General features: G+C 65.3%; 29 protein-coding genes. 13 read left to right on the plus strand and 16 right to left on the minus strand.

Going from position 1 to position 23,630, the window contains the following annotated elements; all coding sequences use genetic code 11:
• The 7 genes from VN047_RS02655 to VN047_RS02685 form a co-directional block, all read right to left on the minus strand.
• On the minus strand, nt 1–1,006 hold a 1,006-nt coding region (locus tag VN047_RS02655), incomplete at its 3' end, for an L-serine ammonia-lyase (protein ID WP_325539752.1).
• 119 nt (nt 1,007–1,125) lie between these two features.
• Nucleotides 1,126–1,740, minus strand: a complete 615-nt coding sequence (locus tag VN047_RS02660) for a superoxide dismutase (RefSeq protein WP_325539754.1) — start codon at nt 1,738–1,740, stop codon at nt 1,126–1,128.
• Between the two features lie 97 nt (nt 1,741–1,837).
• Nucleotides 1,838–3,406, minus strand: a complete 1,569-nt coding sequence (locus tag VN047_RS02665; protein WP_325539756.1) for a cisplatin damage response ATP-dependent DNA ligase — start codon at nt 3,404–3,406, stop codon at nt 1,838–1,840.
• Nucleotides 3,403–4,416: a ligase-associated DNA damage response exonuclease gene (locus VN047_RS02670; RefSeq protein WP_325539758.1), complete on the minus strand. Its 1,014-nt coding sequence runs from the start codon at nt 4,414–4,416 to the stop codon at nt 3,403–3,405. The genes VN047_RS02665 and VN047_RS02670 overlap by 4 nt, the downstream gene beginning before the upstream one ends.
• Nucleotides 4,416–5,831 carry a UdgX family uracil-DNA binding protein gene (locus VN047_RS02675; protein ID WP_325539760.1) on the minus strand — a complete coding sequence of 472 codons (1,416 nt, stop codon included), beginning with the start codon at nt 5,829–5,831 and terminating at the stop codon, nt 4,416–4,418. Before VN047_RS02675 ends, VN047_RS02670 begins: the two co-directional genes overlap by 1 nt.
• A gap of 8 nt (nt 5,832–5,839) precedes the next feature.
• Nucleotides 5,840–7,090, minus strand: coding sequence for a putative DNA modification/repair radical SAM protein (locus tag VN047_RS02680; RefSeq protein WP_325539762.1), 1,251 nt, complete (start codon nt 7,088–7,090; stop codon nt 5,840–5,842).
• Nucleotides 7,091–7,140: 50 nt separating this feature from the next.
• Complete coding sequence (locus VN047_RS02685) at nt 7,141–8,616, minus strand: GAF domain-containing protein (protein WP_325539764.1); 1,476 nt, start codon at nt 8,614–8,616, stop codon at nt 7,141–7,143.
• A gap of 269 nt (nt 8,617–8,885) precedes the next feature.
• Here VN047_RS02685 and VN047_RS02690 point away from each other — a divergent pair, with 269 nt between their 5' ends.
• Complete coding sequence (locus VN047_RS02690) at nt 8,886–9,680, plus strand: response regulator (RefSeq protein ID WP_325539766.1); 795 nt, start codon at nt 8,886–8,888, stop codon at nt 9,678–9,680.
• Nucleotides 9,681–9,724: 44 nt separating this feature from the next.
• Here the strand turns inward: VN047_RS02690 and VN047_RS02695 are convergent, their stop codons facing one another.
• A complete protein-coding gene (locus VN047_RS02695) occupies nt 9,725–10,339 on the minus strand; it encodes a sigma-70 family RNA polymerase sigma factor (protein WP_325539806.1) in 615 nt (204 codons plus the stop codon).
• Nucleotides 10,340–10,419: 80 nt separating this feature from the next.
• Nucleotides 10,420–10,824: a BLUF domain-containing protein gene (locus VN047_RS02700; protein WP_325539768.1), complete on the minus strand. Its 405-nt coding sequence runs from the start codon at nt 10,822–10,824 to the stop codon at nt 10,420–10,422.
• A 172-nt stretch (nt 10,825–10,996) separates the two neighbouring features.
• Here VN047_RS02700 and VN047_RS02705 point away from each other — a divergent pair, with 172 nt between their 5' ends.
• The 4 genes from VN047_RS02705 to VN047_RS02720 all read left to right on the plus strand — a co-directional run bounded on the left by VN047_RS02705 (nt 10,997) and on the right by VN047_RS02720 (nt 13,970).
• Nucleotides 10,997–11,227 (plus strand): NepR family anti-sigma factor, encoded by a 231-nt coding sequence (locus VN047_RS02705; protein WP_325539770.1) that lies wholly within the window; start codon nt 10,997–10,999, stop codon nt 11,225–11,227.
• Nucleotides 11,227–11,862, plus strand: a complete 636-nt coding sequence (locus tag VN047_RS02710) for a sigma-70 family RNA polymerase sigma factor (RefSeq protein WP_325539772.1) — start codon at nt 11,227–11,229, stop codon at nt 11,860–11,862. The genes VN047_RS02705 and VN047_RS02710 overlap by 1 nt, the downstream gene beginning before the upstream one ends.
• A gap of 68 nt (nt 11,863–11,930) precedes the next feature.
• A complete protein-coding gene (locus VN047_RS02715) occupies nt 11,931–13,106 on the plus strand; it encodes a PQQ-dependent sugar dehydrogenase (RefSeq protein ID WP_325539774.1) in 1,176 nt (391 codons plus the stop codon).
• 114 nt (nt 13,107–13,220) lie between these two features.
• Complete coding sequence (locus tag VN047_RS02720; RefSeq protein ID WP_325539776.1) at nt 13,221–13,970, plus strand: esterase/lipase family protein; 750 nt, start codon at nt 13,221–13,223, stop codon at nt 13,968–13,970.
• A gap of 55 nt (nt 13,971–14,025) precedes the next feature.
• Here VN047_RS02720 and VN047_RS02725 read toward each other — a convergent pair whose 3' ends face one another.
• A complete protein-coding gene (locus VN047_RS02725) occupies nt 14,026–14,544 on the minus strand; it encodes a GNAT family N-acetyltransferase (RefSeq protein WP_325539778.1) in 519 nt (172 codons plus the stop codon).
• Between the two features lie 248 nt (nt 14,545–14,792).
• Here VN047_RS02725 and VN047_RS02730 point away from each other — a divergent pair, with 248 nt between their 5' ends.
• From VN047_RS02730 to VN047_RS02745, 4 genes are all read left to right on the plus strand, one after another.
• Complete coding sequence (locus tag VN047_RS02730) at nt 14,793–15,254, plus strand: Rrf2 family transcriptional regulator (protein WP_325539780.1); 462 nt, start codon at nt 14,793–14,795, stop codon at nt 15,252–15,254.
• A complete protein-coding gene (locus VN047_RS02735) occupies nt 15,247–15,942 on the plus strand; it encodes a class I SAM-dependent methyltransferase (RefSeq protein WP_325539782.1) in 696 nt (231 codons plus the stop codon). Before VN047_RS02730 ends, VN047_RS02735 begins: the two co-directional genes overlap by 8 nt.
• A 35-nt stretch (nt 15,943–15,977) precedes the next feature.
• Complete coding sequence (locus VN047_RS02740) at nt 15,978–16,532, plus strand: helix-turn-helix transcriptional regulator (RefSeq protein WP_325539784.1); 555 nt, start codon at nt 15,978–15,980, stop codon at nt 16,530–16,532.
• A 66-nt stretch (nt 16,533–16,598) separates the two neighbouring features.
• Nucleotides 16,599–17,189 (plus strand): HD domain-containing protein, encoded by a 591-nt coding sequence (locus VN047_RS02745; RefSeq protein WP_325539786.1) that lies wholly within the window; start codon nt 16,599–16,601, stop codon nt 17,187–17,189.
• Between the two features lie 8 nt (nt 17,190–17,197).
• On the opposite strand, the gene VN047_RS02750 is transcribed toward VN047_RS02745, so the two are convergent.
• A complete protein-coding gene (locus VN047_RS02750) occupies nt 17,198–17,722 on the minus strand; it encodes a dihydrofolate reductase family protein (protein WP_325539788.1) in 525 nt (174 codons plus the stop codon).
• Between the two features lie 47 nt (nt 17,723–17,769).
• Between VN047_RS02750 and VN047_RS02755 the strand changes: the two genes are divergently transcribed.
• Complete coding sequence (locus VN047_RS02755; protein WP_325539790.1) at nt 17,770–18,354, plus strand: hypothetical protein; 585 nt, start codon at nt 17,770–17,772, stop codon at nt 18,352–18,354.
• Nucleotides 18,355–18,378: 24 nt separating this feature from the next.
• Here VN047_RS02755 and VN047_RS02760 read toward each other — a convergent pair whose 3' ends face one another.
• On the minus strand, nt 18,379–18,807 hold the full coding sequence (locus VN047_RS02760; protein WP_325539792.1) for a VOC family protein: 429 nt from the start codon (nt 18,805–18,807) through the stop codon (nt 18,379–18,381).
• Between the two features lie 169 nt (nt 18,808–18,976).
• Between VN047_RS02760 and VN047_RS02765 the strand changes: the two genes are divergently transcribed.
• On the plus strand, nt 18,977–20,296 hold the full coding sequence (locus VN047_RS02765) for a S41 family peptidase (RefSeq protein WP_325539794.1): 1,320 nt from the start codon (nt 18,977–18,979) through the stop codon (nt 20,294–20,296).
• The gene (locus tag VN047_RS02770; RefSeq protein WP_325539796.1) at nt 20,280–20,759 is read left to right on the plus strand and encodes a MarR family winged helix-turn-helix transcriptional regulator; all 480 of its coding nucleotides are present in this window, start codon (nt 20,280–20,282) and stop codon (nt 20,757–20,759) included. The genes VN047_RS02765 and VN047_RS02770 overlap by 17 nt, the downstream gene beginning before the upstream one ends.
• On the opposite strand, the gene VN047_RS02775 is transcribed toward VN047_RS02770, so the two are convergent.
• The 4 genes from VN047_RS02775 to VN047_RS02790 are packed head-to-tail and all read right to left on the minus strand — an operon-like array spanning nt 20,760 to nt 23,396.
• The gene (locus VN047_RS02775) at nt 20,760–21,257 is read right to left on the minus strand and encodes a GNAT family N-acetyltransferase (RefSeq protein WP_325539798.1); all 498 of its coding nucleotides are present in this window, start codon (nt 21,255–21,257) and stop codon (nt 20,760–20,762) included.
• Nucleotides 21,254–21,751 (minus strand): GNAT family N-acetyltransferase, encoded by a 498-nt coding sequence (locus tag VN047_RS02780; protein WP_325539800.1) that lies wholly within the window; start codon nt 21,749–21,751, stop codon nt 21,254–21,256. The genes VN047_RS02775 and VN047_RS02780 overlap by 4 nt, the downstream gene beginning before the upstream one ends.
• A complete protein-coding gene (locus VN047_RS02785) occupies nt 21,748–22,149 on the minus strand; it encodes an acyl-CoA thioesterase (RefSeq protein ID WP_325539802.1) in 402 nt (133 codons plus the stop codon). Before VN047_RS02785 ends, VN047_RS02780 begins: the two co-directional genes overlap by 4 nt.
• Nucleotides 22,146–23,396, minus strand: coding sequence for a threonine ammonia-lyase (locus tag VN047_RS02790; RefSeq protein WP_325539804.1), 1,251 nt, complete (start codon nt 23,394–23,396; stop codon nt 22,146–22,148). Before VN047_RS02790 ends, VN047_RS02785 begins: the two co-directional genes overlap by 4 nt.
• A 57-nt stretch (nt 23,397–23,453) precedes the next feature.
• Between VN047_RS02790 and VN047_RS02795 the strand changes: the two genes are divergently transcribed.
• A partial coding sequence (locus VN047_RS02795; RefSeq protein WP_325539808.1) for an NAD(P)-binding domain-containing protein occupies nt 23,454–23,630 on the plus strand: 177 nt, incomplete at its 3' end.

A 23,630-nucleotide genomic window follows, 5' to 3' on the forward strand; every position in this document is an offset into this window, starting at 1 on the left:
TGGCGTTGCGCTTGTAGGGCGCGCCGACCGCGCCCGCGGCGAGCAGGAAGGTCCGCACCCCGGCAGCGTCGCCGCGATAGCCGCGCCGGTAGAAGCGGATCACCGCGGGGATGATCCCCGCCGCGCCGTTGGTCGGCGCGGTGACGACCTTGCCGCCCGCGGCATTTTCCTCGTTCACCGCCATCGCCCACAGATTGATCCAGTCCATCATCGCGAGCGGGTCGGTCAGATTGGCCTCGTGACGGTTGCGAATGTCGTCGGCGATCTGCGGCGCGCGGCGCTTGACCTTGAGACCGCCGGGCAGCACGCCCGTGCTGGAACAGCCGGCGTCGATCGACGCGTCCATCGCATCGGCGATCGCATCGATACCCGCCGTCACCTCGTTCGGCGGACGGTGACGAACTTCGTTGGCGAACATCATTTCGGCAAAGCTGAGGCTCGACGCCTTGCCCATCGCGATCAGGTCGGCGCCCGAAGTGAAGGGATAGGGCAGTTCAACTTCACCTTCGGCGCCGCGGCTGTTGCGACCCGCTTCGTCCTCGTCGACGACGAAGCCGCCACCGATCGAGAAATACATGCGCTTGGCGAGGATTTCGCCATCGCTGTCGCGCGCGGTGAAACTCAGGGCATTGCTGTGAAACGGCTGGCGCTGGCGCATCTGGAAATGCAGGTCGCTTTTCGGTTGAAAGCGCACGCGCTGACAGCCGAGCAGTTCGAGCACGCCGTCTTGTTCGGCGCGGTCCCAGTGCGCCTTGATCGCGGCGAGGCTGGTCGATGCGGGGATTTCGCCGGCGAGCCCCGCGACGACCGCGGTGTCGGCGGCGTGGCCTTTGCCGGTCAGCGCGAGCGAGCCATAAAGGTCGGCTTCGACATGCACGGTCTTCGCAAGCAGCGCCTGCTCTTCGAGCCAGACGGTGAAGCGCCGCGCCGCGACCATCGGGCCGACGGTATGCGAGCTGGAAGGGCCGACACCGATTTTGAAAAGTTCGAACAGGCTGATCGTCATGGCGGCCCTATAGGAGAAGCGCCGGCATCGGGATAGGCCCGGGCGGGCCAATTTTCGTTACGGCTTGTGCCGCACAGGAAGACCCTCCCCGCCGTTTTGCAGCAGGGAGGATCATGACATTATGCCGGATAGGTCCAGGTCGTGTCGCGCGCGAAATTCTCCGCCGCGAAATCCCAGTTCAGCAGTTCGTCGACCACCGCGTCGACATAGGCCGGGCGCAGATTCTTGCGGTCGATATAATAAGCATGTTCCCACACGTCGATCACGAGCAGCGGCTTGATGCCTGCAACGAGTTCGGTGCCCGCGTCGTGCGTGTCGGTGACCGACAGCGTGCCGTCGCGCGAGACGAGCCATGCCCAGCCCGATGCGAAATGGTTGACCGCGGTTTCCTTGAGCTTCTTCTTCAGATCGTCGAGCGAACCGAAATCGCGTTCGATCGCGGCGAGCAGGTCGCCCGTGGGCTCGGTCTTCGACGGGCTCAGGCTTTCCCAGTAGAAAGCGTGGTTCCACGCCTGCGCCGCATTGTTGAACAGGCCCTTGTTGCCCGAACCTTCGGCGTGGTGGACGATTTCCTCGAGCGGCTTCGACGCAAGGTCGGTGCCCTCGATCGCGGCGTTGGTCTTGTCGACATAGGCCTTGTGATGCTTGCCATGGTGCGTCGCCAGCGTGTCGGCCGAGATATGCGGCTCCAGCGCGTCCTGGGCGTACGGCAGGGGAGGATGGGCGATCGTCATGGCAGTCTCCATTTTGTTATCGAGGGGTTTGCGGCCCTTAACTCGGTATCGCGGCCATGGGTTGCAACCCCGTAGCCGCAAATTTCGCGGTTATTTTTCAGGTCACCATCGCTTGCAGGGTCACGATACGGTCGGCCTCTTCGGCAGGCTTGTCGCGGCGGATGCGCGAGATGCGCGGGAAGCGCATCGCGAGCCCCGATTTGTGGCGCCTGGACGCATGGATCGAATCGAACGCGACTTCGAGCACAAGCGACTTTTCGACCTCGCGCACCGGGCCGAAGCGGTTCAGCGTGTTGTCGCGCACGAATTTGTCGAGCCACTTCAATTCCTCGTCGGTGAAACCCGAATAGGCCTTGCCCACCGGGAGCAGTTCACCGTCCTCCGACCAGCAGCCGAAGGTGTAGTCCGAATAGAAGCTCGCGCGGCGGCCGTTGCCCCTCTGCGCGTACATCATCACGCAATCGGCGGTGAGCGGGTCGCGCTTCCATTTATACCAGAGCCCCGCGCGCCGGCCCGCCACGTAAGGGGCATCGCGGCGCTTGAGCATTACCCCTTCGATCGCAGCATCGCGCGCACCGGCGCGGCGCTCGGCAAGGTCGTCGAAATCGCGCGCGTCGATCACCTGCGACAGGTCGAAATGGCTGCCGGCCAGCCGCGGCACGAAGGCTTCGAGTTGCCGCCGTCGTTCGGTCCACGGCATCCCGCGCAGATCGTTGCCGTCAACCGCAAGCAGATCATAAACCCTTACGAAGGCGGGGTAATCGGCAAGCATCTTCTTTGACACGACCTTGCGCCCGAGCCTTTGCTGCAATGCGTTGAAGCTCGCCGCCTCACCGCCCTGCACCTCGCCGCGCACGAGCAGTTCGCCGTCGATCACCGCGTCCTGATCGAATGCCCCCACCAGTTCGGGAAAGGCGGTGCTGATCTCCTCGCCGCCGCGGCTGTATATTCGCGTTTCGCTACCGCCATGCACGATCTGGACTCGAATGCCGTCCCATTTCCACTCGGCGGCATAGTCGGCAAGGTCGACGCTCTCCCCCTCCAATGGATGCGCGAGCATGAAGGGGCGGAAGAAGGCGACGTCGGCGAGGTCGGGCCGCTCCGCCCGTCCCTCGCCCCACGCGAAGAGGGGTGCATAGGGCGGCGCGATCGCGTGCCACAGCTCCTCGACATCATCGACGGGCACATCGAACGCCTGCGCAAACCCCTGCTTCGCGAGCCGCGCCGACACCCCGACCCGCATTCCGCCCAAGGCCAGTTTGAGCAACGCATAACGCCCGTCGGCGTCGAGCCGGTCGAGCAATGACGCGACGACCGCGGGGGCGTCGCTGCGCGAGGCTGCCGACAATGCATCGACCGCGGCGGATACACTGAGGTCTGCCTTCGCTCCCGGCGCATCAGGCCAGAGCAACGCCGCGGTCTCGGCCGTATCCCCAACGAAATGCCGCGACAGCCGGAACAATTCCTCGTCGACCCGCGTCGCCAGGAGCGTCCGCACCGTCCCTGCCTTCACCGCCGGAAAATCGAGACTCTCGGTCAGCGCCGCGATTGCCCAGCCGCGGTCGGGATCGGGCGTATGGCGCAGATAATCGACGATCAGCGCGAGCTTGCTGTTGCGCGAGCGCGTGTAGACCAGCCGGTCGATCAGGGCCGCGAAGCGCTTCACGCCTCCTCCTCCAGATCGCGGCCGACGAGGTGCAATGCGCGCGCCTTGCGCTGCGTCAGCTCGCACCAGCGCAGCAACCCGTCTTCGCTGCCGTGCGTGATCCAGCTTTCCTTCGGATTCACTTCCGAGATCGTCGTCGTCAGTTCGTCCCAGTCGGCATGGTCCGAAATGACGAGCGGCAATTCGACCATCCGCTGCCGCGCGCGCTGGCGCACGCGCATCCAGCCCGACGCCATCGCGGTCACCGGATCGGGCAGCCGCCGCGACCAGCGATCGTTCAGCGCCGAGGGTGGCGCGAGGATGATCTGTCCGGCCATCCCGGCCTTGTCGGTTTCCGAAACGAGCCGCAACTCGCCGAGGTCGACGCCGTGGATCGCGTAGAGCTGGCACATGCGTTCGAGCGCGCCGTGGATATAGATCGGCGCGTGCCACCCCGCGCCGCGCAGTTCGGCGATCACGCGCTGCGCCTTGCCCAGCGCGTAGGCGCCGACGAGCACCGACCGATCGGGTTCGGCGCGCACCGCGCCGATCAGCTTGGCGATCTCGTCTTCGGTCGGCGGATGGCGGAACACCGGCAGGCCGAAGGTCGCCTCGGTGATAAAGATATCGCAAGGCACGACTTCGAAGGGTTGGCAGGTCGGGTCGGGCCGCCGCTTGTAATCGCCCGTCACGACGATCCGCTCGCCTTGATATTCCATCAATATCTGTGCGCTGCCGAGCACATGTCCCGCCGGGTGGAAGCTGAAACGCACCCCGCCGCGCTCGAACCCGTCGCCATAGGGAAAGGCCTGATTGTGGCTCGCCTCGACATCGACGCCGTACCGCAGCGCCATGATCGCGAGCGTCTCGGGCGTCGCGAACACCGATCCGTGCCCGCTCCGCGCGTGATCGGCGTGGCCATGCGTCACCGCGGCGCGCTCGACGGGGCGCGACGGATCGATCCACAGGTCGGCGGGCTTCACATGGATGCCGCTCGGGTACGGCTCGATCCAGGTCTTGGCCTTCGCCATCAGGCGGCGAGTTTCCGCGCGCGGATCAGGTCGGCGACGAACGCCTTGCGTTCCTCGGCGGCGCGCTCGCGATCGGGCATACGCAGCAGGAACGACGGATGGATTGTCGCGATCAGTTTGCTGCCGCCTTCCAATTCATGCACAACGCCGCGCATCGACTTGATGCTCGCGCTCCTGCCTGTCACGCCGCGCAGCCCGCTCGCGCCGAGCGTGACGATCAGGTCGGGTTGGACAAACGCGCGTTCCTTGTCGAGCCACCACCGGCAGATGTCGATCTCGCCTGTCGTCGGGTTCTGGTGCAGCCGCCGCTTGCCGCGCGGCTCGAACTTGAAATGCTTGACCGCATTGGTGAGGAACAGCCGCCTGCGATCGAGCCCCGCTTCCTCCAGCGCCTCGTTCAGAACCTGCCCCGCCGGCCCCACAAACGGCCTCCCCTGCAAATCCTCCTGATCGCCCGGCTGCTCACCGACCAGCATGATCCGCGCGCGTTCCGGCCCCTCGCCCGCCACGCCCTGCGTCGCGTTGCAGTAGAGCGGGCAGCGCGTGCAGCGATCGACCGCGCGCGCTATGTCGTCCAGCGTCTTCACATCATCGTCGAGGAGCAGTTCGTCGGGCACACGCGTCCGCCATTTGTCGGTCAGAGGGTTCGCCAGAGAAACGGCCGCCTCCCGCATGCGTTCCACCCGCGCCTCGGCGCCCGCGAGCAACGGCGCGATATCCTGCGCCTCGGGCAGGTTCTTCCAGTATTTCTTCGGCATTTCGGCGCGCATCGCGTCGATCTTCACCCGCGCGGGGTTGAAGATCGCACCATAATAGGTGCGCCACTGATCCTCGATCACATCGCTGTCGGGCACCTCGTCTCTTGTGCCACCCGCGCCATAGCTCAGCACCTCGCCCCGCCAGATTGCACGCGCGTCGGGGGTCACGATCGCCCAGTCCATGCCGTAAAAGCGCCGCTGAAAGAAGGGCGCGGTCAGCCGCAATATACGGTGCGACGGTTCAAACCAGGCCGCGAAGCTCTCCCGCCCCGCCTCTTCGCCCAGCCGCCGAAAGCGGACAAAAGCGTGCATCTTGTGGACGTCGCGGCGGATCGCCTTGTCGGCCTTGCGCAGCCAGTCGATGTCGTCGTCTGTCGTCCGCGCCATCAGGTCTCGGTCGCGCGCGGCGCGCCAGAACACCCGGTAGAGCCGCGCCGGGGCTTCGGCATCGCGGTGACAGATCACCCGTTCGGCCATCTCGAGCAATTCGCGCGGCAGCCTCACCGCGCCCGCGGGTCCCGGCCCGGCCTCCTCGCCGAACAACGACGCGCCTTCCCCGCTACCGCGCCAGCTCACCTCCTCGGGCGCCACTCCTTCCGCGAGCAACCCCCGCGCCGCGTTCCGCCATTCGGCGAAATCTCCGGGCGCGGCGAGCACCACCTCCCTCACAGCGCCAGAGCCAACTGCTCCGCCGGCGGCGCGAAGCGTGCACGCAAATCAGCGCTGTCGGTCAGCTGCCCCGGGCGCCAGTCGGGGGTGACGATGAAAGGCAGCAGTTTTTTCACCGACGCGGTCAGCTTTGTCAGATCGCCGAGCCTGAGCTTCCCCAGCCGCCGCGCCGCGACGATGCGGTCGACCGCGCGGGTGCCCAGCCCCGGTACCCGCAGCAGCAATTCGCGCGGCGCGCGGTTGATGTCGACCGGAAAGGCTTCGCGTCGCTGCAGCGCCCATGCAAGCTTGGGATCGATCGCGAGGTCAAGCATACCCCCGCTCGCCCCCTCCATGATCTCGGTGCGCTCGAAGCCATAGAAGCGCAGCAGCCAGTCGGCCTGGTACAATCGATGCTCGCGCATCAGCGGCGGACGCACCGGCGGCAAATCGCTGCTCGCATCGGGGATCGGACTGTACGCCGAATAATAGACGCGGCGGAGCTGATAACCCGAATAAAGGTTGGTCGCGGTCTTGAGGATATCGTCGTCGCGCGCGGCGTCCGCCCCGACGATCATCTGCGTCGACTGCCCCGCGGGCGCGAAGCGCGGAGGCATCGCCTTGCCGATCAGCCGGCTCTTCGCCGCCTCGATCGCATCGTCGGCGCCGATACGCACCGACGCCATCGTCTTGCGGATCGTCTCGGGCTTTTTCTCGGGCGCGAAGCTCGACAAGCCCGCCTCGGTCGGCAGCTCGACATTCGTCGACAGCCGGTCGGCGTAAAGCCCCGCCAGCGCGATCAAGCCGGGGTCGGCGCCGGCGATCGTCTTCAAATGGATATAGCCGCCAAAGCGATGCTCCTCGCGCAATATGCGCGCGACCTCGACGAGCTGCTCCATCGTGTAATCCTCGGACCGGATGATACCCGACGACAGGAACAGGCCTTCGATATAATTGCGTTTGTAGAAATCGAGTGTGAGGCGCACGACCTCCTGCGGGCTGAAGCGCGCGCGCTCGACATTGCTTGACGCGCGATTGATGCAGAAGCGGCAGTCGTAGATGCAGAAGTTCGTCAGCAATATCTTGAGCAGCGAGATGCAGCGTCCATCGGGCGCATAGCTGTGGCAAATACCCATACCTTCGGTGGATCCGATGCCCTTGCTCGCCACCGAATCGCGCTTCACGGTTCCTGACGACGCACACGACGCGTCATATTTGGCGGCATCTGCCAGCACGGCCAGCTTTTCGAGAATCGGTTTCGCAGACATCTCCCATGTCTAGCATGGGAACATAGAGAGAACAAATGTCTCCGCCGCGCCTATGCCTCGCGCCAGCGCGCGGGCAGCGTGATGTCGACCACAAGCCCGGCTGGATCCCAGCGGCGCTCGATCGTGCCACCGAGGTTATTCTTGACGCTGCGTTCCATAAGCAGGGTGCCGAAACTGGTGCGATCGGGCGCGATGATCTCGCGGTCGCCCCCGCTTTCGGACCAGGTCAGATGGAACATCCGTCCTTCGGCGCCTTGTTCGTCCTGCGTCCAGCTGACCTCGACGCGCCCGCTCCCGCTCGCCAGCGCGCCATGTTTGGCGGCGTTGGTCGCCAGTTCGTTGAAAGTCAGCGCCATCGCGACGAGCGCATTTTCGGGAAGCAGCAGGTCGGGTCCCGACCAGCGGATGCGCGGAAAGCTCGCCTCGACCTCGCGCATCAGCGCGTGCATCGACCCGGTCATGAAATTGGCGCCGAGCAATACGTTCTGCGCGCGGTTCAGCGCGTCGAGGCGGCTGCTGATCCGCTCGACATAATCGTCGACATCGCGCGCGGCGTGCCGGGTGAGCGAGATGATCGCGCTGACCGTCGCGAACAGGTTGCGCATCCGGTGATGCAGCTCGCGCATCAGCAAATTGGCATTTTCCTGCCGGCTTTTCTGTTCGGTGATGTCGATGCTGACGCCAGTCAGCCGCGCGTCGTCCGACCAGACGTCCCAGTCGCCGCGCGAGGCGATCCAGCGCATGCCGCGTTCGGGATGCTGGATGCGATGCTCGACCGAATAGGGATTGCCGCCATCGCGCGATTCTCCTAGCGCGGCGGCCACCCGGTCGCGATCCTCGGGCGGCATGCGCGCGAGCACGTCGTCCGCCCTGACCAGCGCCGTTTCATAATCGGCGCCGAACAGTTCGGCGGCCGCGCCGTGCCAGCGCATCCCGCCGGTCGCGGGGTCGAGTTGCCACGTCGCTATCCCCGAAAAATCGAGCGCGCGTTCAAGCATGCGCCGCGCTTCGTCGCGTTCGACAATGGCGCGGCGAAGGTCGGCTTCGGCCATGACAATCGCCGCAAAATCCTGAAGCCGTCCGATCTCGTGCGCGTCCAGCGCCGCGCGCTCCTTGCGGTCGATCACACACAGGGTGCCGAGGATGGCCCCATTATAGGCGCGCAGCGGGACCCCGGCGTAAAACCGGATGAAAGGTTCGCCGGTGACGAGGGGATTGTCCCGAAACCGTGAATCGCCGAGCACATCGGTGACGACCAACGGTTCCTCGCCGATCACGACGTGGTGGCAAAAGCTGATGTCGCGCGATGTTTCGGAAACCTCGAGCCCGTGCGCCGACTTGAAATACTGGCGGCAGTCATCGACGAGCGAGATCAGCGCGATCGGGGCATCGAACAGGTCGGATACCAGCTTGGTGACACGATCGAATGCGGGCTCGGGCCCCGTGTCCAGCAACCGGTATTCGCGCAGAGTTTCCAGCCGCTGCCGCTCTTGCAGCGCCGCCCCGTCGTTCCCTCCGTCTCTCAAGTCCCGCCCCTCGCTTCCAGCCGACGCTAGTTCAGCATCTTTCGGTACGGGCCGCTCTGCCATGATTCCGGTTCCTGAAAAAGCATTCTGACCCGATCCGAATAAAAGTGGTCTTATTCCACCCGCTTACGACCGAACCGTTCGCGTCCCGGCTGATCTACGCATGCGCCCGCCACAGGTTGCAAATGTAAACCCAGATTTTCGGGGCGTCCGCGGGAACCGACGCGCGCCGGGCCGCGTATGACCTGTTCAAGAGGGAGCTTTGATACATGTCATTGGGTGAAGAAATTCGCGGGCACCTGCCGTTCCTGCGCCGCTACGCGCGCGCGCTGACGGGCAGCCAGCATCATGGCGACAATTTCGTCCATGTATTGCTTGAGGTGATCGTCGCGGCGCCGGAGGAATTCCACAGCGGCCATGGCACGCGGATCGACCTGTACCGCGGCTTTCATCGCATCTGGGAAAGCGCCTATATCGATGACGGCGAAGGCGACGACGATGGAGAGGATCCGATCGTCCGTGCAGCGAACCAGCGCCTTGCACAGATCACGCCGCTCGGCCGGCAGATCCTGCTCCTGACCGCGCTCGAAGGCTTTTCGGTCGGCGAGGCGGCGACGATCACGGGAACCGATCACGCGACGGTCGAAACGCTGCTCGCCGACGCGGTAGGCGATCTCGATCGCGAATCGCGGACATCGGTGCTGATCATCGAGGACGAGCCGCTGATCGCGATGGAACTCGAACAGATCGTCCGCGACCTCGGCCACAAGGTCGCCGGGATCGCGACGACGCACGACGATGCGATCGCCGCCTTCGAATCGACCGATGCGGGCCTCGTGCTCGCCGACATCCAGCTCGCCGACGGCTCGTCGGGGATCGACGCGGTACAGGATATATTGGCGATCGCCCCCGTGCCGGCCATCTTCATCACGGCCTTTCCGGAAAAGCTGCTGACCGGCGGCCGGGTCGAGCCGACCTTCCTGATTTCGAAGCCGTTCCGCGAGAACACCGTGCGCGCAGCGATCAGCCAGAGCCTGCTCTTCACGCCGCAACTCGCGGCGTAGTCGAGCGGGCCGGTGCCGTTTCCGGCGTCAGCCGGAAAAACAGATCAGTCGGGCGACGGCCCGCCGCCGGTGAGCTGGTCGACATTGTCCATGATCGTGCGGAACGCCTCGCTCGACGGCATGATGTCGGTGCTCCGCCGCGGCATGTCGCCGCTTTCCAGAATCGCCTGCAGCGCCGCGCGGCCGCGCGACACACGGCTCTTCATCGTCCCGACCGCGCAACCGCAAATCTCGGCACCCTCCTCGTAGGAAAGTTGCCCGGCGCCGATCAGCACCAGCGCCTCGCGCTGGTCGACGGGCAGCATCAGCAGCGCGCGCTGCACGTCGGCGAGGTGCAGGCTGTCGTCCTGATCGTCAGGCGCGACGAGCAAACGCTCGGCGGCCATTTCATCATAGTCGGCGGTGAATTTCTTGCGCCGCATCTGCGACAAGAAACAGTTGCGCAGGATAACGAAGGCCCAGCTCTTCATGCTCGCGGGACCGGGCACATATTGGGCGCGCGCCTTCCACGCCTTCAGCATCGTCTCCTGTACCAGATCGTCGGCCAGATCGGCGTTGCCGGTCAGGCTGCGCCCGAACGCGCGCAGGTGCGGCAACATCGCGGCAAGTTCCCGCTTGAAGCTGGCATCGTCGAGCGGCTGGGGCGTTACGTCACTGATAAAAAAGCCTTTGCGTCGTAATGTTCGATCATATTACTACCGGCTTAGCGGCTTGACATCGCATTGCAAGCGCGCCGCCTTCACCCGACGCGCAGGCGGCGTCCGAGCGCGATGAAGTTGGCGAAAATCCTGTCGTCCTGCGCGTCGATCCGGCCGTTGGCGGCGATCCGCGCCAAGCCATCGTCCCGCCATTCGAAACGCGGATCGTACAGCATCGCCCATTCGCCGAAATCGCGCGTCTCTATGGCGCGACGGCGTACTTCGACCATGCCATTGTGACGCGGATCATCCCTGATCACGGAAAGGCATGCATCGATCCGTTCGTCCGGCCCTTCGAGCAGCTGGAGAAAATTATGGCCGTTATAGACCAGTGCACCGGTGAGCTCGTCACGTATATTGTTACGACGGGCCGCAACGAGGATCGCCGCGATATCTTCGTCACTGATCAACGGATCGGCGACACTCACATATGTAACGGATAGCAACGGGTCACCTCCGGAAGGCCGGCTACAGGCCGGGCAAGCGTGACCCCTCACACCCCTCCGCTTAGGGCTGGTGTGGTTTATTGGCAACGCGTTCGTCGCAAAAATCGGAAGTCGTGGAACCAGCGGCCGCTTTCGTCGTTGCTCTCCCATGGCTACGCAAGGCAACAACAGGATGAACGGGAAGGGTACGCTTCACCCCGGCGCCGATGCGCCGCGCCGCACGCAGGGGAGCTTTCCCGGCACCGGCGGCGACCAGTGGCATCGCACTCTCACCGGCCGGCAGGCACCCGAGCCGGTGAGCGCCAAGCTGCGCATGATCTATGGCAATATCGTTTCCGAACAATTGCCCGACAACATGCTCGACCTCCTGTCCCAGCTCGATCAGAAAAGCCCGAAGCAATAATGACCGGAACCACCGCCGCTGCTTCGCAGCCGCAGGCCGACACCCTGTCAGACAGCGAATTCAAGGTGTTGCTCGCCGGCGTCATTCCCCATTTGCGCGCCTATGGCCGCAGCCTTTCAGGCAACCCCGATCTCGCCGACGACCTGACGCAGGATACGATGGTCAAGGCGTGGGCATCGCGCGAGCGATTCGAGCGCGGAACCTCGATCAAGGCATGGACCTTCGTGATCCTGCGCAACACCTTCCTGTCGCAGATGCGCCGCAACAAGTTCGTCGGCGAATATGATGAAACCGCGGTCGAACGCACCATGTCGACTCCGGCGAGCCAGGAAGACAGCGGCGAAATGGCCGACCTGCAGCGCGGCCTGATGGAATTGCCGCAGGACCAGCGCGAGGCGCTGATCCTCGTCGGCGCGGGCGGCATGTCGTACGAGGAGGCCGCGAGCATCTGCGACTGCGCGCTCGGCACGATGAAAAGTCGCGTCTCGCGCGCCCGCGCCGCGCTCGAGGAAATCATGAACAGCGGCCAGTTCTCGCAAAAGCGCGCCGACGCCCCGCCGGCGAGCGAAGCGGTCGATGCAATCATGGACAGTGTCGAAACGATCACTGCGCGGCGCGAGGCGGCGAACCGCTAAGCCCCCTCGACTTTAGGCGGCAGCGACGCCAGAACGGGACGTCTTCCCCAGCAAAGCGAGCCTTCCCGATGAAGAACCTGCCGTCCCTCACCCTGATCGCCGCGCTGGCCGTCGCCGCCTGCTCGGCGCCTGCCACGACCGAGGCCGCCCCGGCCGACACCGCCAAGCTCGATGCCTCGGGCGAGCAACCCGCGACGCCGCTCGCCGACGCCCCGTTCACGGTCAAGGAGATCGCGAGCTTCGACGAACCCTGGGCGATGACCTTCGTTCCCGGCACCCGCGCTGCGCTGATCACGGAAAAATCGGGCAAATTGAAGTTCTGGCAGGAAAATGGTCCGACGCAGGACGTCGCGGGCGTGCCCGCGGTTGCCTACGGCGGACAGGGCGGTTTCGGCGACGTCATCGTCGCGCCCGATTTCGCGACCAGCGGCACTATTTACCTGAGCTGGGCCGAGGCCGGCAGCGGCGGCACCTTCGGCGCAGTCGTCGCCAGGGCGAAGCTTGTTCAGGGCGCCGCACCGCGGCTCGACGGGTTGCAGATCATCTGGAAACAGGATCCCAAGGTCCCCGGCCGCGGCCATTATTCGCACCGCCTCGCCTTCTCGCCCGACGGCAAATATCTCTTCATCGGATCGGGCGAGCGCCAGAAATTCGACCCCGCGCAGGATATGAAGGCCAATCTCGGCAAAATCCTTCGCCTCAATCCCGACGGCAGCATCCCCGCCGACAATCCCTTTGCGGATCAGGACGGCGTCACCGCGCAAATCTGGTCGCTCGGCCACCGTAACATTCTCGGTCTTGCCTTCGACGGCACCGGCAAGCTGTGGAATCAGGAAATGGGTCCGAAGGGCGGCGACGAGGTCAACCTTGTCGAGGCCAAGGCCAATTACGGCTATCCGATCGTCTCCAACGGCGACCATTATGACGGCAAGGATATTCCCGACCACCCGACGCGCCCCGAATTCGCCGCGCCGAAACTGTGGTGGAACCCGTCGGTCTCGCCCGCAGGGCTCGTCTGGTACGGCGGCGACCTCTATCCGGGCTGGAAAAACAGCCTCCTGATGGGCGCGCTGTCCGGCGAAGGGCTGATCCGCATGGCCATCGACGGCGACAAGCTGCACAAGTCTGACCGCTGGGACTTCGGCCGGCGCATCCGCGAAGTCGAGGTGCGCGACGACGGATCGATCTGGCTGCTCACCGATGGCGAAGACGGCAAGCTGGTAAAGCTCGTCCCGAAACGCTGATCCGTTTTTTGTCATCCCGGACTTGATCCGGGGTCCGGCTTCCCCATCTCGAAAGGGCAAGGGCCACAGGATTCCCGCTTTCGCGGGAATGACGATTATGGGATTAGGCCCACGATGATCCGCGGCTTCCTCACCCGGCGGGCCGAATGGCCCGCGCGCATTCCCGATCCCGACACGCCGCCGCCGCTGAAACTGCTGTGGCGCGAGATCGGGGCGCTTGCGCGCGCGATCGGCGGCCGCATCCGGCCGCTGCCGCCCGAACCCAATCCCGACAGCGAGCATCCGCCGGTGATGGTGCTTCCCGGCTTCCTGTCGGGCGACTGGGCAACCAAAGCCTTGCGCGCCGACCTGCGCCGCTCGGGCTTTCGCTGCTACGCGTGGGGTCTCGGGTTCAACCGCGGCGCAACCGCCGACATTATCGAGCGCATCGACACGCGCGTCCGGTGGATCATCGACCGCACCGGCTACCCCCCCGCGCTCGTCGGCTGGAGCCTCGGCGGCATCTACGCGCGCGAATATGCCAAGCACCATCCCGACCGGGTCGCGCGCGTCGTCACCCTCGGCTCGCCCTTTTCGGGCAGCCGCCGCGCCAACCGCGCGTGGCGCCTCTACCACCTGATCGCGCGCCATCCCGTCGACAATCCGCCGATCGATTTCCACCCGGCACCGCGCCCTGAAATGCCGACCTTCGCGCTCTGGTCGAAGCATGACGGCGTCGTCGCGGTGAACAGCGCGCGCGGGCTCCCGCACGAAAGCGATCGCGAGGTCGAGGTCGACTGCAGCCACATGGGCTTCGCCTATGCGCCGACTTCCGTCGCGGCGATCGTCAAGGCGCTGACCGAAGAGGTGTCGCAGGCCGAGTAATCCTCCCTGTGGCGCTGCCACCTCCCCATCGCTTCGCGACAGGGAGGATCGAATATCAGCACACGTCGATGCGCCAGGCGGGCGCCGCACGCCAGCTCATCAGCATCCGCCCCGGCCGCTTCCCCGCGCGTCCCGTCGAGACGAAACCGATCCGGCGCAGGAGCGCGTGCGAGCGTTCATTGTCCGGATGGCATTCGGCGACGATCGAGCATCCCGGCCGCGACGCGGCGAGCGCGCTGACGACCGCACGCACGGCCTCCGTCGCAATGCCCCTGCCCCGCACGCGCGCCGCGAACCAGTAACCGATCTCATATTCGTCACCCAAACGGCGATGGACGCCGATCACACCGTTGAGGTCGAGGCCGTTTTCGTCGCGCACCGCGTGAAAGACATCGCCGCCGCCCGATCGCGCGATCAGCGCGCGGGCGTCAGCTTCGGTGAAGGGCGCGGGCAGGAAATGGACCCGCGAGGTCACCGTTTCGTCGGTGATCGCGGACAAGGCGCGCGCATCGTCGGCAAACAGCGGCGTGATGCGGCAATGGTCGGTCGACAGGGCAAGCAAGGTATCGGTCATGTCGCGTCTTCTTCAAAAAGCGCACGCCGTGACCGGGGGGGTAGTGGTGTGATGATAACCATTCGCCTGTCCGAACACGGCGGCGATGGTCACAGGTGATGCCATGCCGCTCCTATGTAAAGGAGCGCCAATACGCCTTGAATCGGGTGGATCGGTCGTTGGTCATCGTGGGCGGACCTAACAGCGCCGCGCTCTGCGATCAAGCCCCGGGGGTTGACGTCCGCGTTTCACGCACTATTTAAAGTTACATGAAACGCGACAGCCGACTTTCGGGCGTGCTCCACGTCCTCCTCCACATGGCGGAACAGGGCGAACCGATGACCTCGGACCAGCTTGCCAAGGCAATGCAGACGCACCCCGTCGTGATCCGCCGCATCCTCGGCGGGCTGCGCGACGCGGGCTTCGTCCACAGCGAAAAGGGCCATGGCGGCGGCTGGACGATCGCGCAGGACCTTTCCGGCATCACGATGCGCGATGTCTATGACGCGATCGGCCGCCCGAGCCTGATGGCGATGGGCAACCGCACCGAGGCCCCCGGCTGCCTCGTCGAGCAGGCGGTCAACGCCGCGCTCGATAGCAGTTTCCTGGAAGCCGAGACGCTGCTGCTCGCGCGCTTTGGCGAGGTCACCCTCGCGCAGCTTGCCGCCGATTTTCATGCGCGCATGACCGCGCGATCTTCCACGCACGCACAGGAGCATATCCATGGCTGAAGGCGCCCGGCATTTTCTCGACAGCTTCAGGGACCCGGCGGCGGTCGCCCGCTATACCGAAGGGCCGCGCCGCTTCGTACCCGGTCTCGACGGCCTCCACCGCATGACCGGGCTGCTGCTCGCCGAGCGGGTTCCAGAGGACGCGCATATCCTCGTCCTCGGCGCGGGCGGCGGCAGCGAGATGAAAGCGATGGCCGAGGCGCATCCGGGCTGGCGCTTCACCGGGGTCGATCCCGCCAGACCGATGCTCGACCTCGCCGCAGAGGTTCTGGGCCCGAACGCGCACCGCGCCGACCTTGTCGAAGGCTATATCGACGACGCTCCGGCAGGCCCGTTCGATGGCGCGACCTGCCTCCTCACCCTCCACTTCCTCGCCACCGACGAACGCATCCGCACCGCCGCCGAAATCCGCGCGCGACTGAAACCCGGCGCGCCCTTCGTCGCCGCGCACGGCAGCTTTCCGCAGGGCGCCGACGAACGCGACCGCTGGCTCGACCGCTATGCATCCTATGCCATTGCGTCGGGCGGCGACCCCGAACAGGTCGCGAAGGGCCGCGAGGCGGTCGCCACCCATGTCGCGATGCTCAGCCCCGAAGCCGACGAGGAGGTACTCCGCGCTGCGGGCTTCACCGGTATCGAACAATTCTACGCCGCCTTCACCTGGCGCGGCTGGGTGGGTTACGCCTGATATTGCCCTGCGTCCGCCGCGCGCTAAGATGGGCCATGGTTCGCGAACTGCCCGTCGGTCCGGCGCTGCGCCGCTTTCGCCGTCTCAACGGCATCAAGCAGGGCCATATCGCCGAACTCCTCGCCGTGTCGCAGGGCAGCGTATCGCGATGGGAAAGCGGGGCGCACGAACCCGATGCGTTGCATGGTGAAAAAATCGCCGCGCTCATCGCCGCGAACACGGCCGATGACAGCGACCGCGCGCTGAAACGGCTGGTGGAAACATCGACGCAGGCGGTGCACCTGATCTGCGACGCCACGCACCGGCTGTTGGCGGCGTCGAAGGCACGAACCGCGCAATGGGGTGGCGCCGCGCAATCCTATATCGGCACCTCGTTGTGGCGCTTCGCGACCCCCGAAATCATCCTCGCCGAAGAAGGACTCGGCGATGCCGGCTGGTTCGACCGCCCTTTCCAGTCGCTGCATTTCGATACGGGCGGCAACGGCAGCAACGAGATTCCTGTTACGCCGAGCCGCATCTGCTGGGAAACGATCCCGCTTTCCGGTGGCCGCACCGGCCGGCTCACCACGACCCTCGGCGACCACGCATAATTTTTGCGTTCCGGCGCGCGAAGCGGCTGCCTATGCCCCCGCCATATTCTTCGCCGGGAGCAACCGATGGAACAACCAGCCGCAATCGACGCCGCCCGGCTCGAGGGCATCGCCGCCTTCGTGCAGGGGGCAGAGAAACTCAAGGACACGCTGCGTAGCGGCATCACGTCGCAGGGCCGCGCCGAAAGCACCGCCGAACATAGCTGGCGGCTCTGCCTGATGGCGATGCTCTTCGACCGCGAGCTGGGCGAAATTGATCGGCTGAAGTTGCTCAGGCTTTGCATTGTCCACGATCTGGGCGAAGCGATCTCGGGCGACGTTCCGGCGACGCTACAGGTCGAAGGCGACGGGCGCGCTGTCCAGGAACGCGCCGATCTTGTCACGCTTTGCGCACCGCTACCGGATGATCTGCGCGAGGAAATGGTCGCGCTCTGGGACGAATACAGCGCGGCCGCCTCGCCCGAGGCGATCCTCGCGAAGGGCTTTGACAAGCTGGAGACCATGCTCCAGCATCTTGTCGGCAAAAATCCTCCCGGCTTCGATTACCGGTTCAACCTCGATTATGGCGCAAAGCACACGGCGCGGCATCCGTTGCTCCGGCAATTGCGCGGCTTGGTAGATCTGGAGACACAAAAGCGCGTGACCGCAACCCCGTAACGAGCGGGTCAAAATCCATAATGAAGGCGCACGCATCCCCGATCGAGAGCGCTGGCGCTGATCAAGCGCAGACCGTGCCGGAATCCGGCGGGAGGAAACAGCGGCTTTCCGCCCCCGAGCAGCTCCGGCATCACATAGATTTCGATCTCGTCGAGCGCACCGCGTTCGATGAAGGCCATCTGCAACCGGCCGCCGCCCAGCATCCAGACGTCGCCGTCGTCGAGGCCGCGCAATTCCGCAACGAGCGCGTCGACGTCGCTCCGTGTCTCTAGCGGCCCTTTCGGATGCGGTATCGGCCGCGAGGTGACCACCAGCACGCGCTGATCGCCATAGGCCCACGGCGAACCATCCTTCTCCAGAAAATCATAAGTCGCCCGGCCCATCACGACGGTTCGTACGGTCTTGATGAACTCGCGATAGTCGTGCCTGCCAAGGTCGAGGCCATCATAGGCGAACAGCCAATCAAGGCTGTCATCCGCGGCCGCGATAAAGCCGTCCAGGCTCGACGCGATATATCCCACAATCCTTGCCATGCGACTCACCCTTGAAATAACCGAATGATCGTTTATAAATTCCTGTCATGGGCAGGATCAAGAGAATTTCGGATGAAGATGTCCTCGGCGCGCTGCTCGGCGCGATGGAAGCCACAGGCCCGGCCGGACTGACCTTCGCGAAAGCGGCGGCGGTCGTCGGCCTTTCCTCTGCAACGCTCGTACAGCGGTTCGGCACGCGCGATGCAATGATCGAAGCGGTGTTGCTCCATGCATGGGATCGTCTCGACGCACTGACCGCCGCTGCCGACAGCGAAGCGCCGGAAACGCCGGCCGGGGCGATCGCCTTGCTGCTCCGCCTCATGCCCGGCGACACGGCAGAACGGGATGTGACCGAGGGGCTTCTCCTGCTGCGCGAGGATCTGCGCAACCCCGCGCTGCGGGCACGCGGGCATGCCTGGGGCGATTATCTTGCGAAATCCCTGAGCCGGCGGCTGCCTTGCCGAAGCGGGCAAGCCGGACAAACGGGATGGCAAATGCTCTCGATATGGCAGGGCGCGATCATCTGGTGGGCGTTCAAACGCGACGGCGATCCCGAAGCGGCGATCCGGTCCGCGCTCGAAGGCTGGTGGGCCAGTGTGGGCAGCGGGACGCCGGCCGATGCGCGCGACTGATGCCCCTGCCCGAGGGCATGCACCCTAGAACCGGATTTCCACCGACGACGCGCTGCGCTGATGCTCGCCATGATAGACGGCCTCGATATTGTTGCCATCGGGGTCGAGCAGGAAGGCGGCATAATAGCCCGGATGATAGGGCCGCTCGCCCGGCGCGCCATTGTCGCGCCCGCCGGCCGCCAGCCCCGCCTTGTAAAAAGCGTCGACCGCGGCGCGGTCCGCGGCCTGGAAAGCGAGATGATGCCGGCCGGTGAGCTGGCCGAGCGCCGCCTCGCTATCGGCGGTCGATACGAACAATTCATCGGCCCAGAAATAATCCTCCGCCTCACCGCCGATCGGCACATCGAGCACGTCGAAAACCGCGCCATAGAATGCGCGGCTTGCCTTCAGGTCGGCGACGACAAGCTGGATATGGTCGATCAGGCGGCCGCGATGCAGCTCTTGGGTTTCCATGGTGGCGCTCCTCTTTTTCGCGCTGGCTCCCGCCATCGAAATACCAATTTCCCGGATGTTGGTTCCGTCCGCCGCTAACCCCGCAAAATCGAAGCCCGTCTTGCGTTTCCCGATAATACAATATATTGCGCAATATATTGTAAGAATTGCATCGCAGACGGGATACAGGATGAACAAGAAGCGCTGGACCATATTTCTCGCCGCCACGACCGCATGGCTGGCGACCGTTGCCGCCACGAACGAAGCCCCGCTCTCCGCGGCCGACAAGCGCGCCGTGGTCGAACAGCTCGGCCAGACGCTCGAAGCAAACTATGTCTTCCCGGACAAGGCAAAGACCATCGCCGCGACCTTGCGCCACAACCTCGACGCCGGCAATTATGACGCTGCCCCCGACCGCCCAACCCTCGCGCGCGAACTGACCGACGACCTGATTGCCGCGAGCAACGATCTGCATTTCGCCGTCGGGGTCGATCCCGAATGGGTCGCCGACTATGCCGCCCGGCAGGACCCCGCCCGCGCCGCCGCGCTGCGCGACGAGGAACGCCGCGACGAGGCGCGACAGAATTTCGGTTTCGCGGGCCTGCGCTATTTGGACGGCAACATTGCCTATGTCGACCTGACGCATTTCGCCGACCCCGAGACCGGATATGACGCCGCCGCCGCCGCGATGCGCTTTATCGAAAATGGCGACGCGGTGATTTACGACCTGCGCTACAATAATGGCGGTCATCTGGAGATGGCGCAGCTGCTCGCGAGCCAGCTTTTCCGCGGTGACAAGGATCAGGAACTCTTCGACTATTATTATAATCTCGACGGTCGCCGCGTCGAACGCGGCCAGTGGGTTCTCCCCGCGCTGCCTGCGAAACGACTGACAGGCAAGCCGGTCTATGTCCTCACCGGATCGACCAGCTTTTCCGCCGCCGAATGGTTCGCCTACACGCTCAAGAAACTGGGCCGCGCGACCCTGGTGGGCGAACGCACCGCGGGCGGCGCGCATCCGGTCGACCGCAAGCCCGTCGGCACCGACTTTTTCCTGCAGGTGCCGATCGGCCAGATCCGCGACCCCGTCGATCGCGGCGATTTCGAGGGACAGGGCGTCACGCCCGACCGTCCGGTTGCTTCCGCCGATGCGCTTGCCGTCGCGCATCGCCTCGCGCTTGCCGACCTAGCCAAGGCGGATCCAGCCAAACGCGCCGACGCCGACTGGCTCGCGCCCGTGCTGGCAGCGCGCCCGCAGCCCGCCACGGCGGCGCTAAAGGCGATCACCGGCCGCTACGAAGGACGGCGCATCGACCTCGTCGCCGGCAAATTGATGTACACCTGGCGCGATCGTTTCCGCCTGGCGCTCGAACCGCTCGCCGGCGACCTGCTCGCGGTCGAGGGGGTACGCGACTTCCGCTTCCGTATCGTGCGCAAAGGCGGCAAGGTCACCGCACTCGAACGCATCAACCGCGACGGAACGACCCTGACCTATGCCCGCCTCGACTGACATCCCGACCGACCTCGACGACATCTCGTTCCTCGGTCGCCTCAGCGAAGCGCTGAGCCAGCGGATCGAGGAACAGACGCGGCCGCTGTTCGAGGACGCCGGGATCACCGTCCCCGTACGCTCCTGCTCCCTGCTCAGCGCGTTGAACAATGCGGGCGAAGCGACGGCCGCCGAACTCGCGCGCACGCTCGGCCAGTCGCACCAGCTTGTGATCCAGAAATGCCCTGCGCTGCTCCGCCTCGGCCTTGTCACCCAGCATGCAGATCCGAACGACGCGCGGCGCAAGATTTTCCGGCTGACCGACGCAGGCCGCGACCAGTTACGCCGCCTCGATGCCTATAGCGCGCGGATTACCGAGGTCTATCGCACACTTTTCGAAGAGGTCGGCGATGTTCACGGCGCGATATTGAAAGCGCTGGACGCACTCGCCGACAAGCCGCTGGCCGTCCGCATCAGGGAATAGTCAGAGGCCGCGGAACATCACCAGCGCATCGACGCAGCCCGCCGCAGGATGGTCGAATGCGCCCGGCAGGCGGCCGACTATCTCGAAACCCAGCGATTGCCACAGCCCCACCGCACGCACATTGGTGCTGACGACGAAATTGAACTGCATCGCGCGAAAGCCACGCACTTTCGCGTGCCCGATCGAATGGAGGCACATCGCCCGCGCGACCCCGCGCCCCATGGCTGCCGCGCCGGTCATATAACCCGCATTGCAGACATGATTGCCGCCGCCTGCCTGATTGGCGCGCAGATAATAGGTCCCGAGGACGACGCCGCCCGCGTCCTCGGCGACAAAAGTCTCCTTGTCCGGACCGAACCAATAGGCGAGCGCGTCCGCACGGCTCATATCGCGATCGAGCGTATAGGTTTCGCCCGCGCGGATCACCGGCTCGATGATCGCCCAGATCGCCGCTTCGTCGTCCGAAGTGGCGGGCCGGATCAGCAGCGAGACCGTCATGCCGCGCCGATCCCGCGCTGCATCAGATACGATCCCGGTCCGTAGGGGCCCTCGCGCTCGCCGCCGACATAGGCGAACCCCTGCGCATGCCAGTAGCTGTCGGCGCCCTGAATCGCGACGAGCCGGATATCGCGGCATCCTTCGATTTCGGCCTGCTTCGCGGCAAACGCCGTGGCCGACGCCCCGGCGCCCGTTCCGCGCGCCGCAGGAAGCAGCGCGATGTCGTGGAGATAATAGCTCTCCGCCGCCGCGACGGGCCCCAGCACGGCACCGAGCTTGGGCGGCCCGGCTTCGCGCGGCCACGGATGGCTGATCAGATAGCCGAGGGGTTCACCCGCACGCTCAAGGATCGCGCAGCCCGCGGGATAATGGGCGAGCCGGTCGGCAAAAGTCGCGAGCGGCTCGGTAAAGTCGCCGTGCACGACGTCCGAAATCGCGACAACGGCGGGCAAATCCTCCGCACGCATCGGCCGCCACAGCGCCGCGCCGCTCACCGTGCGTCCTCCGCGAAGGGCGCGACCACTTCCGCCGTCACCCTCAGCGGCCGGCCGCTCGCCTTGTCGAGCAACGCCCAAACGGTGCGGGCGCGGACATGCACTTTCCCGTCGGCACCGGTGAATTCCATGAAACGGTCGAACTTTGCGCCCTGCGGCTTGTCGGCGACCCACGTCCGCGCGGTCACCGCCTCGCCGGGTCCCAGCGCGCGCAGATAATCGATCTCGTGGCGCACCACGACCCAGATATACGCGTCCTTGTGGCTCTGCGGCGCCGCGGCGTCCCAATGCCCCGTCGCGACCTGCTGGATCCACTGGACCCACACCGCATTGTTGACATGCCCCAGCTCGTCGATGCTCTCGGGCGTCGCCGTGAGTTCGAGCGTAAATTCCCTCATGCGAGTTCGACGGTGGTCACCATATAGCCCGCATCGCGAAGCGCCGCGACGAGGCTGTCGAGATGCTCGCGATCGCGCGCTTCGCACTCGATGTCGGTGATCAGGCCCTTCGCGGGCAGCGTCGTGAAGATGCGCTGATGATAGATTTCGATGATGTTGACCTGCTTCTCGTCGAACAGCTTCATCACCTTGAACAGCGCGCCGGGACGGTCCTGCAAGCGGATGCGCAGCCGCGCGATGCGGCCCGAGCGCGCAAGGTCGCGCAGCAGCACATTTGCGAGCAGCCGCGTATCGATATTGCCGCCGGTCAGCACGAGCCCGACCTTGCGGCCCGCGAACTCCTCCGGATGCGCCAGCATCGCCGCGAGCCCCGCCGCGCCCGCGCCCTCGACCACCGTCTTCTCGATCTGGAGGAGCAGGCTGACCGCGCGTTCGAGATGGCGTTCGGCGACGAGCACGATGTCGTCGTTGAGTTCGGCGACGATCTTGCGCGTGTAGGCACCCGGCTCCTTCACCGCGATGCCCTCGGCCAGCGTGTCGCCCTCGCACGCCATGTCGACGCCGTTCAGTTCGGCGTACATCGACGGATAAAGCTCGGCCTGCACCCCGACGAGGCGCATGTCGTTCTTGATCCCGCGCGCCGCGGTTCCCATGCCCGTGAGCAGCCCGCCGCCGCCGATCGGCACGATCAGCGTGTCGAGCTCGGGCACGTCCTCGAGCATTTCGAGCGCCACCGTTCCCTGCCCCGCGGCGATATGCGGGTGGTCGAACGGATGGACGAAGGTCAGGCCGCGCTCTTTCTCGAGCACCCGCGCATGCGCCGAGGCGTCATCGAACTTCTCGCCGAACAGCACGATCTCGGCGCCGTGGCTCGCGGTCTGCGATACTTTCACCTGCGGCGTCGTCTTCGGCATCACGATCGTCACCGGCACGCCGAGCCGCTTGCCATGATAGGCGAGACCCTGCGCATGATTGCCCGCCGACGCCGCGATCACGCCGCGCGCCTTGGCTTCGTCGTCCAGCAGCAAAAGCGCGTTCAGTGCGCCGCGTTCCTTGTAAGCCGCTGTGAACTGAAGATTTTCGAACTTCAGCCACACTTCGGCGCCGACCATTTCGGACAGCGTCTGCGAATGAAGCGTCGGCGTCCGCACGACCGCGCCGTTAATTCGCTCCCCCGCCGCGCGCACATCGTCCAATGTGATCACCGGAAAATCGGCGGCGGAGGTCAGGGTGAGTTGCTCTGTCATAACGAGAGGCGCCGTAGCCCATCTGGCGCGCGAAGCAAACAATGCTATGGACCGCGCATGAGCGAACAAAAATTGCGTATCAGCTTCATCGGTACCGGCGTCATGGGCGGACCGATGGCGGGCCACCTCGCCAAGGCGGGCCACGCCCTTACCGTTTACAACCGGACGCGCGCCAAGGCCGACGCCTGGGTGGCGCAGCACGGCGGGAGCGCCGCAGCAACCCCCGCCGAGGCG

The sequence above is a fragment of the Sphingopyxis sp. genome (genome assembly GCF_035565275.1).
Taxonomy (GTDB): domain Bacteria; phylum Pseudomonadota; class Alphaproteobacteria; order Sphingomonadales; family Sphingomonadaceae; genus Sphingopyxis.

Bases quoted from the DNA above. Each gene is read 5' to 3' on its own strand.
- VN047_RS02660 (WP_325539754.1), bottom strand. From the start codon at position 1,740: ATGACGATCGCCCATCCTCCCCTGCCGTACGCCCAGGACGCGCTGGAG.
- VN047_RS02670 (WP_325539758.1), bottom strand. From the start codon at position 4,416: ATGGCGAAGGCCAAGACCTGGATCGAGCCGTACCCGAGCGGCATCCAT.
- VN047_RS02680 (WP_325539762.1), bottom strand. From the start codon at position 7,090: ATGTCTGCGAAACCGATTCTCGAAAAGCTGGCCGTGCTGGCAGATGCC.
- VN047_RS02690 (WP_325539766.1), top strand. From the start codon at position 8,886: ATGTCATTGGGTGAAGAAATTCGCGGGCACCTGCCGTTCCTGCGCCGC.
- VN047_RS02705 (WP_325539770.1), top strand. From the start codon at position 10,997: ATGAACGGGAAGGGTACGCTTCACCCCGGCGCCGATGCGCCGCGCCGC.
- VN047_RS02710 (WP_325539772.1), top strand. From the start codon at position 11,227: ATGACCGGAACCACCGCCGCTGCTTCGCAGCCGCAGGCCGACACCCTG.
- VN047_RS02715 (WP_325539774.1), top strand. From the start codon at position 11,931: ATGAAGAACCTGCCGTCCCTCACCCTGATCGCCGCGCTGGCCGTCGCC.
- VN047_RS02720 (WP_325539776.1), top strand. From the start codon at position 13,221: ATGATCCGCGGCTTCCTCACCCGGCGGGCCGAATGGCCCGCGCGCATT.
- VN047_RS02725 (WP_325539778.1), bottom strand. From the start codon at position 14,544: ATGACCGATACCTTGCTTGCCCTGTCGACCGACCATTGCCGCATCACG.
- VN047_RS02730 (WP_325539780.1), top strand. From the start codon at position 14,793: ATGAAACGCGACAGCCGACTTTCGGGCGTGCTCCACGTCCTCCTCCAC.
- VN047_RS02735 (WP_325539782.1), top strand. From the start codon at position 15,247: ATGGCTGAAGGCGCCCGGCATTTTCTCGACAGCTTCAGGGACCCGGCG.
- VN047_RS02740 (WP_325539784.1), top strand. From the start codon at position 15,978: ATGGTTCGCGAACTGCCCGTCGGTCCGGCGCTGCGCCGCTTTCGCCGT.
- VN047_RS02745 (WP_325539786.1), top strand. From the start codon at position 16,599: ATGGAACAACCAGCCGCAATCGACGCCGCCCGGCTCGAGGGCATCGCC.
- VN047_RS02750 (WP_325539788.1), bottom strand. From the start codon at position 17,722: ATGGCAAGGATTGTGGGATATATCGCGTCGAGCCTGGACGGCTTTATC.
- VN047_RS02755 (WP_325539790.1), top strand. From the start codon at position 17,770: ATGGGCAGGATCAAGAGAATTTCGGATGAAGATGTCCTCGGCGCGCTG.
- VN047_RS02760 (WP_325539792.1), bottom strand. From the start codon at position 18,807: ATGGAAACCCAAGAGCTGCATCGCGGCCGCCTGATCGACCATATCCAG.
- VN047_RS02765 (WP_325539794.1), top strand. From the start codon at position 18,977: ATGAACAAGAAGCGCTGGACCATATTTCTCGCCGCCACGACCGCATGG.
- VN047_RS02770 (WP_325539796.1), top strand. From the start codon at position 20,280: ATGCCCGCCTCGACTGACATCCCGACCGACCTCGACGACATCTCGTTC.
- VN047_RS02775 (WP_325539798.1), bottom strand. From the start codon at position 21,257: ATGACGGTCTCGCTGCTGATCCGGCCCGCCACTTCGGACGACGAAGCG.
- VN047_RS02785 (WP_325539802.1), bottom strand. From the start codon at position 22,149: ATGAGGGAATTTACGCTCGAACTCACGGCGACGCCCGAGAGCATCGAC.
- VN047_RS02790 (WP_325539804.1), bottom strand. From the start codon at position 23,396: ATGACAGAGCAACTCACCCTGACCTCCGCCGCCGATTTTCCGGTGATC.